The sequence below is a fragment of the Pseudoalteromonas sp. Z9A6 genome, from assembly GCF_011378805.1.
Classification (GTDB): Bacteria; Pseudomonadota; Gammaproteobacteria; order Enterobacterales; family Alteromonadaceae; genus Pseudoalteromonas; species Pseudoalteromonas distincta.
Map to the genome: position 1 here is coordinate 1 of NZ_WTKZ01000069.1, position 12,813 is coordinate 12,813.

The window sequence follows — 12,813 nt, forward strand, 5'->3', positions numbered from 1 at the left end:
ATAAGATCATAAATTGCTGTGCCTGTCACGTTTTGGGGATTCGTCAGCCAGCAGGGCTAACCTTTGCTGAAGGTGCTGCAGCTTGGATGCAGTACCTGACAGCTTATGGCGCTTTGATCGAAATTGCTAACGTGCAAAAAGGCGATGCAGTACTGATAACCGCCGCATCGAGCAGTGTTGGATTGGCTGCGATTCAAATTGTGAATGCTCTAGGGGGTATCCCTATCGCTACAACTCAAACAGGAGCTAAAAAGGCTGCTGTGCTCAAGGCTGGCGCGGCCCATGTGATTGCAACCCAAGAAGAACCGCTGCTGGATAGCTTGATAAGCATCTTGGGAGAAAACAATTTAAAAATCGCATTTGATGCTGTCGGTGGGCCGCAAATAGCTGAAATTGCTGAAGCAATGAGCCCTGAAGGAACAATAATAGTACACGGAGCATTAAGTCCCGAAACAACTACTTTTCCCTTAAAAATAGCACTTCGTAAAAGTCTGACAGTTAGGGGATATGTGTTTACTGAAGTTATAAAAGACATCGAGCGTTTTCGCAGAGCAAAGCAATTTATCCACTCGGGTTTATCCAAGGGAACACTCAAGCCTGTCATTGATCGAAGCTTTAAATTTGAAGAGATAGTAGCAGCGCATCATTATCTGGAGTCAAATCAGCAGATTGGTAAAATAGTGGTCGAACTTGATTAACAGTTCGTAGCTTCCGCTGGTCTCTCGACTCAGTCAGTGCCTGATAATAATTAGCGTGGGCTTTGTTGCGGAAATCGAATGAACTAAATCAGAATCTTACGATCAGATTAGGGACATTCATTTTGATTGCACGTGTTACGGAGATGCATGCCCATTATTACGCGACAGTGGCTGATTTTGGTCGGGAATTTGCATGTTCAGTGGCGAGTAGCATGGCGGAATTTATTGGAAGGCTAGATAACCCATGTAATGAGATTTGGACGATCAAACGGGACGATAAAATTCCAGCTTCTGCTGCCATTGATGGTGAAGAACTTGGGCATAATCGAGCACATTTACGATGGTTCATTGTGGACGACTCTTTAAGAGGTTTCGGGCTAGGTAAACAGCTTCTCAATTCTGCATTAGCTTTTGCCGATGCTCAGGGTTTCGTCCAAATCAACTTATGGACTTTTTCAGGGCTTAATGCAGCTCGATATCTTTACGAAAGTCAGGGCTTTGCATTGGTGGAAGAGAAACTAGGCTCACAATAGGGTATAGAAGTTTTGGAGTAACGCTTCACCAGGTGCCTATAAACGTGAATAAATATTTAAGGAGTCTCAATGACAGCTACAAAAGAAGAAGTTATCGCTTTCATGAAATCGGAGTTTCCACAAAGCAAATGCGTTGTGGAAGCAGTGAGCAACGGTGGAGCGACTGTATCTCATCATGTAGGTCAGGATGAATTACGTCCTGGCGGAACGGTTTCGGGGCCTGTTTTAATGAGTGTGGCTGATGTGGCACTTTATGTGGCGATACTTGGTAAAATTGGCATCGTGCCATTAGCAGTAACAACTAGCCTTAACATCAACTTCTTACGTAAGCCATCGGCAAATGAGCGAATCATTGCGGAATGTTCTCTGATAAAAGTCGGCCGTACTCTCGTGGTTGGGGAGGTTTCTCTGTACTCTGAGGGGGTGAGTGATTTAGTAGCACATGTTGTGGGTACATACTCTATACCGCCCTATACATCGGAACGAAGTGAGAATATTAAAACAATTAACTCTCTGAAAGCTTGACTCCGTTTAAAAGGTTATTGTTGAGGATGCATAAGAGTCCAAGAAAACTAATTCGAACTGTTCGTTTCCATGAATTAGGTGGTCCCGAGGTATTAACTATTGACTCGCTGGCGAGTCCAAGTTTGCAGGCCACTGATGTACGTATTGCGGTCAAAGTTGTTGGGCTCAATCGTGCTGATGCCATGTTTAGGCGAGGCCACTATAGAAAAGGCCGACTTCCCTTTGCGAATCGGCTATGAAGCATCCGGGGTAGTCATTGAAGTCGGGGAAGAGGTAAATCATTTACGCCTTGGGGAAGAGGTTTGTATTGTCCCTCAGATGGGGCTTTCTCAGAATGGCTGCTACGCAGAAGAGATTGTCGTACCAAGTGAATATGTAGCACTCAAACCAGCAGGGCTAACCTTTGCTGAAGGCGCAGCAGCTTGGATGCAGTACCTGACAGTTTATGGCGCTTTTGGGGAGCATGAGTGCTATCGGTCATTGTGCCGATATATTTTTTACATCGAGCGGTTTCATAATCTAAGAATACGACGTAGAGTAGCGAATAAAGACAGGTAGTTTACAAACGTTTTAAACTGTCCGTAGAAACGGGGTAGAACCCCCGCCATAACAATAAGGCAAAGGGGGTGTGTATGGTAATTAACGATCTTCTCTGGCGGCGACCGCGCCATCACATGGATGTCGATGAAACCCACGACCACGTGCACTGGGTGGAACTTTTCTTCGATCTGGTCCATGTAGTGACAATTTTCATTCTGGGGAATTACCTGTCCCATCATCTGGGGTGGCAAGGATTCTGGGTGTTTACGGGACTGTTCCTGGCGATTTTCTATGCCTGGGCAGACAGTTCGGTCTATAACTCGCTGTATATCTCCACGGACATGCCGCATCGCGTGGTGATGGCACTTAAGATTGTCACGATGATGACCATCGCGGCGGCAATTCCCGACGTGGGCGGTGAAGGCTGGACGTATTTCGCGCTGGGCTATGCGTTGAATCGGGCGCTGACGGCCTATCTTTACTGGCGGGCGCGCTGTACCGACAACGCGGGCAATACGCTGGCGCAGGAACAGGGGCGGAATTTTTTCGTGTTGGCCGGGGTGTTCGCACTGTCGGCTTTTTTGCCCACACCGGTCGCCTATTGGGTCTTTGCCGCCGGCGTGGCAGCAATCCAGCTGCAGTACATGCTGCCGCGCGTGGGCACGCTCCGCTTCGAACGCTTTGTGCCTCAACTCGGACACATCTCGGAGCGCTTCGGCCTTCTGATGTTGATTTTGCTGGGTGAAGGCTTCTTTAAGCTGGTGGTCACACTGGCCGACAAGGGCGTCTACAAAGTCAGCGCGGGTACGCTGTTCAATGTGACCATGGGCGGCTTGTCCCTCTTCGCGCTGGCCTGGACTTATTTCGACTGCGCCGGCAATGCAAAACCGAAGAGCCGCACCAGTGCCGTGCTGCTGAGATACTGGTTTGCTCACATCGTGATTTTGTGGAGTGCGGTGACGATTGGCGTTGCGCTGGCCGGAGAAGTCTACGTCGGCCTGTGGGAGCCTTATCCGCCCGGCTACGCCGCGCTTGGCTCGGTCGGCCTTGCGGTTTTTTTAGCTTCGCTATGGGCGCTGCGTCGAACTGTGGCTGATGCCATCGACACTTACCATAGCGCCGGTCTGAGGCTGTTCGGCATTGTCATGGCGCTGGTTGTGCTAGCCGTTCATCCCCTCGTACCGTCGATTGTCAGCAACGCCCTTTGGGCCCTGGCGTTGTTCTCGCAGATTGGTGTGCCGATTTTTCTGGCGGTAAGAGATGCGCGCCGGTCTGATAAAATGCTGTGATGGAACATGGCTACGCCCATGCAATTTGACAGATAGCCGTCAGGGATTTGATGCGCTCTTCTTATGCTCATTAAGCCGTAGAACCACATTCTTTTCGGAAGCATTCATCAAGCCGGCCTTTTTGTTTTCGTGATCAGTGATTGTCCGTCGGCGCTGTCCACGCCGGCGCTTCGTCCTCAGTTCGCCGTGCATCCTCCCGCATGGCGTGCCCCTTCTAAAATAGCTGAGCCAATAATGTTCCCCTTTTATGGTAAAAATGTAACTATGATCATAAGAAGTAAATCATGGGTAAAAGTATCCGATATTCGGACGAGTTTAAACAAGAAGCAGTGAATCAAGTCGCAGTGCATGGCTACAGTGTGAATGATGTTGCTGAACGTCTAGGTATAAGCACTAAAACGCTGTATGGATGGCTTAAAAAATTTCAAAGCCAGCAAAAGCGCGTGAAGAAGAACAAGACTTACGAGCTGAAAATGCCCGGCTGAGACGTGAGCTGAAACGTGTTGAACAAGAAAGGAACCTGTTAAAGGAAGCCGCGGTGTTCTTTGTCGGTGAGTCAAAGAACGGTACCGGTTCATAAAATCTTGTAGTTCACGTTATCCCGTGAGAGTTTTGTGCCGAACGTTAGACGTTCACCCCAGCGGTTATTATGATTGGCTGAAATCGCCAGTCAGCAAGCGAGAGCGTGAAGACCAAAAACTCGCGCAAAAAATTAAGCAGTTTTGGATAGAAAGCGGTGGCTTTCATGGTTACCGCAATATCTACATGGACTTTCGTGACTCCAACCAATATTGTGGCCGTGATCGGATCTTACGCTTAATGCAAAAAGAAGGCATTCGTGCGCAGCGGGGTTATAACACGCCCCGAGGCTACTACGGAGGTAAGACCGATATTGTTGCCGATAACGCGTTAAATCGCGCATTTAACGTCGAGCACCCTAATCAATGGTGGGTGACCGACATCACTTACATTAAAACACATGAAGGCTTTCTTTTTTTAGCCGTCGTCATGGATTTATTCGCACGTAATATCGTTCGTTGGTCGATGAGCGAACGAATGCCCGAAGACTTGGCTATGCAAGCCATTGCAGCCGCTTATTGGTGACGAAAACCGCAGCAACAAGTCAGTTTGCACTCCGACCAGGGCTCTCAATATTCCAGTCGGCAGTTCAGAAAATTACTCGATGCATACAATATTAAAGCCAGTATGAGTCGACGTGGTAACTATCATGGTAATGCGGTTGCTGAGAGCTTCTTCAGCAATTTAAAGAAGGAAAAAATACGCCGTCGTATTTATCCAAACCGGGCTGAAGCCAAACAGGCAGTGTTTCATTATATTGAGATGGTTTACAATCCAACTCGGCGTCATACGAAAAATGACAGAGTATCGCCAAACAACTTTGGGCGTGAATATTTTAAAAGGGTAGAAGGTGTCTAGAAAAATTAGGCATTACCAGCTAAGCTTACAAGAGAACATCGCATATCGTGATGTCGTTTTAACAACAGGAGATATTCCATGGTCAAAGTAGCCTTGTTCGTTCGCCTTGAAGCGAAACCCGGAAAAGAGAAAGAGGTTGAGAGCTTCCTTATGAGTGGCCTTCCCATCGTCAATGAGGAGCCTGCCACCACTGCGTGGTTTGGCATTCGCCTTGGACCAAGCACTTTCGGAATCTTTGATGCTTTCCCGGATGACGCGGGTCGCCAGGCCCATCTCTCCGGCAAGGTCGCAGCCGCGTTGATGGCAAAGGCAGGTGAGTTGTTCTCCGAGCCCCCGTCCATCGAAAGCGTTGATGTACTTGCGGCAAAGCTACCTGGCTAGCAAGACTAACAATTCGTTCAAGCCGACGCCGGTTCGCGGCGCGGTTTAACTCAGGCGTTAGCGATACAAAAAGGAGAACTCATGAACACAAAACAAGTGTTCGGCTTAATCATACTTTTTATCGGAGTTTTTACACCGATTGTTAGTGTAGCTACCCCGTATAATAATACAGCTCACTCGTAGAATTTCTTTTAAACTAAAACAAAGGAGTTTTACGATGAGCAAACGCATGACAGAAAGCCAGATTGTGGCGATTTTAAAAGAGGCCAAAGCCGGTATGCCGGTGAAAGATATCTGCCGTAAGTACGGTATCGGTAATTCAACGTTTTATAAATGACGCGAAAAATACGGCGGCATGGAGGCGTCGTATGTGCGCCGCTTAAAAGAGCTTGAGGAAGAAAACCGTCGGCTTAAGCAGATGTATGCTGAGTTGAGCCTCAAGTCACAGATGCAAGAAGACATCATAAAAAAAGCTCTAGCACCTGTGGCAGAACGAAAAGTCTGGGCACGCGAGTTGCAGGTGCAGTATAAGGCGAGCGTTGTAATAGAGCTGTGATGTGGTTGGTATCAGTCGCACTGCTTACTATTACTAGCCGAAATTGAACGATGATGACGAAATCATTGATGCCTTGAATGCTTTAATCGAAAGGCACCATCGGTGGGGCTTCCCGAAGTGCTTCAAACGCCTTCGTAAGCTATAGGCAACCGCTGGAACCACAAACGAGTTTATCGCGTTTATACTAAGTTAAAACTGAACCTGCGACGCAAAGGTAAAAAGCGACTACCCAATCGCATTCCAGAGCTGCTCCAAATGCACTGGAGTAAGTCCTGGTCAATGGACTTTATGAGCGACAGCTTGCACAACAAAGTCAGGTTCCGCACATTTAACGTTATTGACGACTTTAATCGCGAAGTTTTAGGTATCGATATTGCGACCAGCATGTCGTCGCTGCGCGTCATACGCTATCTTGACCAACTTGCTGAGTGACACGCTTACCCTGAGAAAATTCGAGTTGATAATGGCAGCGAATTCACCTCGGAAGTGTTTGTGAATTGGGCAAAAGCACATGACATTATGATTGATTACATCAAGCCCGGCTGCCCATATCAAAACGCATACATTGAACGGTTCAACCTAACTTATCGTGACGATGTACTCGACGGCTACATCTTCAACAACCTGAATGAAGTGAAGCAAATAGCCGAAGATTGGATTGAGTTATGCATCAACGACCGCACGATTCACTCAATGATATGACGCCGTTTGAGTACCGAAATGCGGCATAAATATTCTACGAGATGACTGTGTTCTAAATGGGGTATTTACATTACCTGTCCTTGCGTAGCTTGTTCGATGGGTAAAACGAATTCAGCGGGAACACGCCCTGATTTATTCAACCAAAACCAGACGTTTTGCTGTTTTGAGTTGATGGCTCGTGCTAATGCTGATTGCCCGCCGAACAAGTCAATGGCACGGCGGAGATGTTTTTGTGTCGTGTTGAACACTTCCATACCGTCACCTGTTACAATAATAACTGTTACAAGATTGAGTTTTACAGTTTAAACTGTAGATTAGTCAACAGTTAAAATTGTTGAAAGGCTACAGTTTTATTTGTAGAATACGGGCTTATGAAAACTTTATCCGAACGACTAAACCATGCCTTGCAGCTTACTGGGGTGACTCAGTCTGAGTTGGCTCGTCGCATTGGTATCAAACAGCAGTCGATCAGCCAGATTTGCTCTGGTAAATCGGCTAGGTCTCGTTACACCATGCAGATCGCGGAGGCGCTTCGCGTGAATGCTCATTGGCTCGCCACAGGTGATGGCGAGATTGGCTTGGGGGTCGGTAATGTAGAAGTTGGGCCTGACATTAAGGGAAGAATTCCTCTCATTAACTGGGTTCAGGCCGGTGATTGGACTGAAATAGCGGAGGGATTTGCCCATGAAGATGCTGAAGAGTGGCGTGAAGTCACTGGAAAAGCACATGAGGGTTGTTTCGCACTTCGCGTAAAAGGCGACAGTATGGAAAATCCAAGCGGGAAAAAATCCATACCTGAGGGGGCAGTGATCGTTGTTGATCCTGAGTTACCTTGCACTTCAGGTTCATTGGTTGTTGCGCGTTTGGATGATTCGAAAGAAGCAACCTTTAAGCAGTTGGTCATTGACGGTGAACAGAAGTACCTAAAACCTTTGAACCCCCAATACCCTGCAATACCGATCAACGGCAACTGCACCATCATTGGTGTAGTACGACAAGCTATCATCGATTTTTGGTAGCGAAGGAATTTGTGGTTTAGCCACAGTTGTTCATGAGCTGAAGAAGCAACGATTGCAAACAGCTACAACTGAGCATTGGCGCACGCTGAGAGTAAATGGTAACCGATTAGATAACCATTGATTGTTTATAAAGTCAAGATCAGCGAAAATAGCGGCCAATTACGATTAACACGACGGATTTGACAAGCGAAGAACTGAAAGAGAGTACTTCCAAAAGTGTGTACAAATCCGTGTACAAACTAAAAGAATTTATACATGGCAAACCAAGATTTTCTTAATGAAATCAATAAGCGAAGGACCTTTGCTATCATCTCTCACCCTGATGCTGGTAAAACAACGATTACCGAAAAAGTATTGTTATTCGGACAAGCTATTCAAAGAGCTGGTACTGTAAAAGGTCGCGGCTCTAACCAGCATGCTAAATCTGACTGGATGGAAATGGAAAAAGAGCGTGGTATATCAGTTACTACGTCTGTAATGCAATTTCCATATAACGACGCACTTGTTAATTTACTTGATACGCCAGGACACGAAGATTTCTCTGAAGATACGTACCGTACATTAACAGCAGTAGATTCGTGCTTAATGGTTATTGATGCGGCTAAAGGTGTAGAAGACCGTACCCGTAAGCTAATGGAAGTTACACGCCTGCGTACCACACCTATTGTTACGTTTATGAACAAATGTGACCGTGATATTCGCGACCCAATGGAAGTGCTGGACGAAGTTGAAACAGAGCTAAATATTGCCTGTGCCCCCATTACTTGGCCAATTGGTTGTGGTAAAGAATTCAAAGGTGTTTATCACATTCATAATGATGAAGCTGTTTTATATAAAACGGGCCAAGGTCATAAAATTCAAGATGTTCGCACAATTAAAGGCCTTGATAATCCAGAGTTAGATATTGCCATTGGTGAAGACTTAGCTGCGCAGTTACGTGATGAGCTTGAGCTTGTTATTGGTGCATCAAACGAATTTGATTTAGATTTGTTTTTAGCCGGTGAGCTTTCGCCAGTTTATTACGGTACCGCACTTGGTAACTTTGGTGTTGATCACGTGTTAGATGGTTTAACTAAGTGGGCGCCAACGCCATTACCACGTGAAACCGAAGACAGACTAATTGTTGCAACTGAAGAAAACTTTACCGGGTTTGTATTTAAAATTCAGGCCAACATGGACCCTAAACACCGTGACCGTATTGCATTTATGCGTATTGTATCGGGTAAGTACAGCCAAGGCATGAAAATGAATCACGTGCGAATTGGCAAGCAAGTGAGCATTTCTGATGCAGTAACCTTTATGGCGGGCGATCGTGAACGTGCCGCAGATGCTTTCGCTGGCGACATTATTGGCTTGCATAACCACGGTACAATTCAAATTGGTGATACGTTCACGCAAGGCGAAAAACTTAAATTTAGTGGTATTCCTAACTTCGCCCCTGAACTATTTCGTCGTATTCGCCTTCGCGATCCGCTTAAGCAAAAGCAATTATTAAAAGGCTTAGTACAGCTTTCTGAAGAAGGGGCTGTACAGGTATTTAGACCACTTATTAATAACGACTTAATAGTAGGCGCGGTAGGCGTACTTCAGTTTGATGTGGTTGTAGCACGTTTAAAAGCAGAATATAACGTTGATGCTATTTATGAAGGCGTAAACGTGAATACGGCACGCTGGGTAAGCAGTGATGACGTTAAAAAGTTTGAAGAATTTAAACGTAAATGCGAAAGCAATTTAGCACTCGATGGCGGTGATAACTTAACTTACATTGCGCCGAGCCGTGTAAACCTTAACTTATCGGTAGAGCGTTACCCAGAAGTAACGTTTAGCCATACACGCGAAAACTAGAGCTCATTTACAAGAATTAAAAGAAAACCTGCTTTGGCGGGTTTATAAAGGTAAAAAAATATGAATATTCGTACTATTTTAATTGAAAAAGCCATTGCAGCTATGGTCGGTGCAGGCTTCCCTGAAGACACAAACCCGGCAGTAACGCAAAGCACGCGTCCACAATTTGGTGATTACCAAATTAATGCAGCCATGGGCGCAGCTAAAAAAATGAAAAGCAACCCGCGTGAGCTTGCACAAAAAATTATTGATAACCTTGATGTAAGCGATATTGCACAAAAGACTGAAATTGCGGGTCCTGGTTTTATTAATATCCATTTAAAGCCTGAGTTTTTAGCGCAAAGCGTTAAAGCGGCTAACAATGATGCAAAACTAGCTGTAAACGAGCACGCTAAGCCACAAAAAGTTGTTGTTGATTATTCATCACCAAACCTAGCTAAAGAAATGCACGTAGGTCATTTACGTTCAACTATTATTGGTGACTCAATTGTACGTGCGCTTGAATTTAGAGGCGATACGGTTGTGCGCCAAAATCATATGGGTGATTGGGGTACGCAATTTGGTATGTTAATCGCGCATTTAGAAGATCAAATTAGTCAAGGCGTTGACTTAGATACTGTTGCGCTTGCTGATTTAGAAACTTTTTACCGCGATGCTAAAAAACGCTTTGACGACGAAGAAGGCTTTGCAGATAAAGCACGTGACTACGTTGTTAAATTACAAGGCGGCGATGCGCATTGTGAAAAACTTTGGAAACTATTTATAGCCACCTCAGTTAAACACTCTGAAGAAGTATACAAGCGTTTAAATGTAACGCTTACTCAAGCCGATATTATGGCTGAAAGCGCATACAATGCAGAGCTTAACGATATTATTAGCCTACTTAAAGATAAAAACATTGCCGTAGAGTCGCAAGGCGCGCAAGTGGTGTTTTTAGATGAGCTAGCTAATAAAGATGGCGAGCCATCAGCGTTTATCGTACAAAAATCTGGCGGTGGTTTTTTATATGCAACAACAGATTTAGCTGCATGTGACTACCGTTCAAATAAATTAGGTGCTGATCGCATCTTAATTTTTGTAGATGCACGTCAAAATCTACACTTTAACCAAGTAGAGCTAACAGCGCGTAAAGCTGGTTTATTAAGAGACGAAACAAGCTACGAGTTTTGCCCGTTTGGCACCATGATGGGCGCCGATAATAAACCATTTAAAACACGTACTGGCGGCACAGTAAAGCTTGCTGATTTATTAGAAGAGTCAATTAACCGCGCAGCAGCAAAATTAGCTGAACGTGAGTCTGATTTAAGTGATAGCGATCGCAGTGAAATTGCCCGTAAAGTAGGTATTGGCGCAGTTAAATATGCCGACCTTTCTAAGCACCGTACCAGTGATTACATTTTTAACTGGGACAGCATGCTAAGTTTTGAAGGCGCAACAGCTCCTTACTTACAATATGCTTATACACGCGTACGCAGTATTTTCCGCAAATCAGGCGTTGATGCTGCTACATTAAATTCAGACGTTGCAATTGTTGAGCCTCAAGAAAAAGCACTTGCACTTAAGCTACTGCAGCTCGAAGAAGTACTTGATTTAATGATCAGCGAAGCAACACCGCACGTACTATGTGGTTACTTATATGAGCTTGCAAGCTTATACATGACATTTTACGAAGCCTGCCCAGTACTTAAAGAAGGCGTAGAGCCAAGCGTGCGCGATAGCCGTTTAGTGCTGTGTAATCTGGTTTCTAAAACACTAGAAACGGGATTGGATCTGCTAGGTATTGAAGTTATGGAGCAAATGTAATCACCTTCTGCTGCGTGTAGTTCGCTTTGACTGCGTTGTCGTGCTTTTTTAGCCTAAGTCACATACTAAATGTATGCTCCTTGGCATAAAAAAGCACTCCGTCTTGTCAGCACTTCTACACTTGCAGATGTAATGTTTTACATTGTAGGTTGGGTTGAGTGAAACGAAACCCAACGATTCACCTGAGACTCTATACTTATTGCTATCGAATGCACCTGAGTCTCTGCGTTTATTGCTATCGTATATACCTGAATCTTAATGTTTGTTATTACTCAACATCTATTGTTTTAAGCTCGCTACTCTAAGCTCTTTTCTATGGCTTTATTTAAAGGACTTGTTATGAAACTCGAAGATATCCGTCGTGAATACCTGCAAGACGCGTTAAGCGAAGATAACTTGCAAGATGATCCGTTTAAGCAGTTTGAAACGTGGCTTGAGCATGCGGTAGCAAGTCAATTGCCCGATCCTACTGCAATGGTTGTAGCAACTGTTGATGAAACCGGTCAACCTTCACAGCGTATTGTGCTTTTAAAACATTTAGATGATAACGGCTTTGTATTTTTTACCAATACAGGTTCGCGTAAAGCGCAGGAGCTTAAAGGCAATAACAAAATTTCCTTGCACTTTCCGTGGCATCACATGGAACGCCAAGTTATAGTTTATGGCGAGGCTAAACCATTACCAACTTCTGTTGTGGCAAAGTACTTTCTATCTCGTCCTAAAGAAAGCCAATTAGCAGCGTGGGCATCAGCGCAAAGTCGTCCGGTGTCATCACGTAAAGTACTCATGGAAACCTTTGCTAATATGAAAAACAAGTTTGCTAAAGGTGAAATTCCATTACCTGATTTTTGGGGCGGTTATTGTGTAGTGCCCACTAAAATTGAGTTTTGGCAAGGTGGGGCGCATCGTTTACATGACCGTTTTATGTATCAGCGCCAAGCAGATAACAGCTGGCAAATTACACGCTTAAACCCTTAATAAATAGATGAGTAAGTAAACGTGCAATTTATTGACTCTCATTGCCACCTCGATTTTAGTGAGTTTGATTCAAGTCGTGAATCGCTCATAACCGAGTGTGTAGCAAAGGGAGTTAATCAGTTTGTTGTACCGGGTATTACGCTTGCTCAATCGCATACTCTTATAGAGCTCAAAGCAACCTATCCAAGTATAAAAATAGCGGCAGGGCTACATCCTTACTTCTTAGATCAACATAAAGAATCGCACATAGAAGCGTTATTCGAGTTTGCAACTACAAATAAGCATCAGTTAGTGGCCATTGGTGAGTGTGGGCTTGATAGAAGCATTGAAAACCTCTCTAAACAAACTTATTTATTTGAACAGCAAATAAAGCTTTCTAACGAGCTAAGCTTACCGCTCATTGTACATCACAGGCAAAGCCATGATTTAATTGCGCAAGCGTTTAAACGTTGTAAGCCAAAAAATGGGGGAGTGATTCATGCATTTTCAGGTTCAATCCAACAAGCG

At 44.9% G+C, this 12,813-nt stretch carries 11 protein-coding genes and 3 pseudogenes; 13 read left to right on the forward strand and 1 reads right to left on the reverse strand.

The genetic code is table 11. The annotated features are described in order from the left end of the window. The 8 genes and pseudogenes from GQR53_RS18075 to GQR53_RS18110 all read left to right on the forward strand — a co-directional run. The coding region (locus GQR53_RS18075) for a zinc-dependent alcohol dehydrogenase family protein (protein ID WP_165744821.1) at nt 1-698 on the forward strand (698 nt) is incomplete at its 5' end. A 212-nt stretch (nt 699-910) separates the two neighbouring features. Beyond that, complete coding sequence (locus GQR53_RS18080; RefSeq protein ID WP_197098101.1) at nt 911-1,231, forward strand: GNAT family N-acetyltransferase; 321 nt, start codon at nt 911-913, stop codon at nt 1,229-1,231. A gap of 69 nt (nt 1,232-1,300) precedes the next feature. Next, nucleotides 1,301-1,756 (forward strand): PaaI family thioesterase, encoded by a 456-nt coding sequence (locus tag GQR53_RS18085; protein ID WP_024606408.1) that lies wholly within the window; start codon nt 1,301-1,303, stop codon nt 1,754-1,756. Nucleotides 1,757-1,782: 26 nt separating this feature from the next. Beyond that, nucleotides 1,783-2,209: pseudogene (locus GQR53_RS22795) on the forward strand (alcohol dehydrogenase catalytic domain-containing protein); the annotation flags it as partial. A 179-nt stretch (nt 2,210-2,388) separates the two neighbouring features. Beyond that, nucleotides 2,389-3,585 carry a low temperature requirement protein A gene (locus tag GQR53_RS18095; RefSeq protein ID WP_165744823.1) on the forward strand — a complete coding sequence of 399 codons (1,197 nt, stop codon included), beginning with the start codon at nt 2,389-2,391 and terminating at the stop codon, nt 3,583-3,585. Nucleotides 3,586-3,869: 284 nt separating this feature from the next. Further along, nucleotides 3,870-5,022: pseudogene (locus GQR53_RS18100) on the forward strand (IS3 family transposase). 78 nt (nt 5,023-5,100) lie between these two features. Next, complete coding sequence (locus GQR53_RS18105; RefSeq protein WP_165744824.1) at nt 5,101-5,403, forward strand: antibiotic biosynthesis monooxygenase; 303 nt, start codon at nt 5,101-5,103, stop codon at nt 5,401-5,403. 217 nt (nt 5,404-5,620) lie between these two features. After that, nucleotides 5,621-6,690, forward strand: a pseudogene (locus tag GQR53_RS18110) (IS3 family transposase). 36 nt (nt 6,691-6,726) lie between these two features. On the opposite strand, the gene GQR53_RS18115 reads toward GQR53_RS18110, so the two are convergent. Then, nucleotides 6,727-6,915, reverse strand: coding sequence for a YdaS family helix-turn-helix protein (locus GQR53_RS18115; protein ID WP_024603823.1), 189 nt, complete (start codon nt 6,913-6,915; stop codon nt 6,727-6,729). Between the two features lie 117 nt (nt 6,916-7,032). Between GQR53_RS18115 and GQR53_RS18120 the strand changes: the two genes are divergently transcribed. The 5 genes from GQR53_RS18120 to GQR53_RS21510 form a co-directional block, all read left to right on the forward strand. After that, nucleotides 7,033-7,680 carry a LexA family transcriptional regulator gene (locus GQR53_RS18120; protein ID WP_024603822.1) on the forward strand — a complete coding sequence of 216 codons (648 nt, stop codon included), beginning with the start codon at nt 7,033-7,035 and terminating at the stop codon, nt 7,678-7,680. Nucleotides 7,681-7,935: 255 nt separating this feature from the next. Continuing rightward, entirely contained in the window at nt 7,936-9,525 is a 1,590-nt protein-coding gene (prfC, locus tag GQR53_RS18125; RefSeq protein ID WP_165744826.1) for a peptide chain release factor 3, read from the forward strand. 60 nt (nt 9,526-9,585) lie between these two features. Beyond that, nucleotides 9,586-11,328 (forward strand): arginine--tRNA ligase, encoded by a 1,743-nt coding sequence (gene argS / locus GQR53_RS18130; protein WP_165744828.1) that lies wholly within the window; start codon nt 9,586-9,588, stop codon nt 11,326-11,328. A gap of 339 nt (nt 11,329-11,667) precedes the next feature. Continuing rightward, a complete protein-coding gene (pdxH, locus tag GQR53_RS18135; RefSeq protein WP_165744830.1) occupies nt 11,668-12,306 on the forward strand; it encodes a pyridoxamine 5'-phosphate oxidase in 639 nt (212 codons plus the stop codon). A gap of 21 nt (nt 12,307-12,327) precedes the next feature. Next, nucleotides 12,328-12,813 (forward strand): TatD family hydrolase (locus GQR53_RS21510; protein WP_346774400.1); only part of this gene is annotated, 486 nt, incomplete at its 3' end.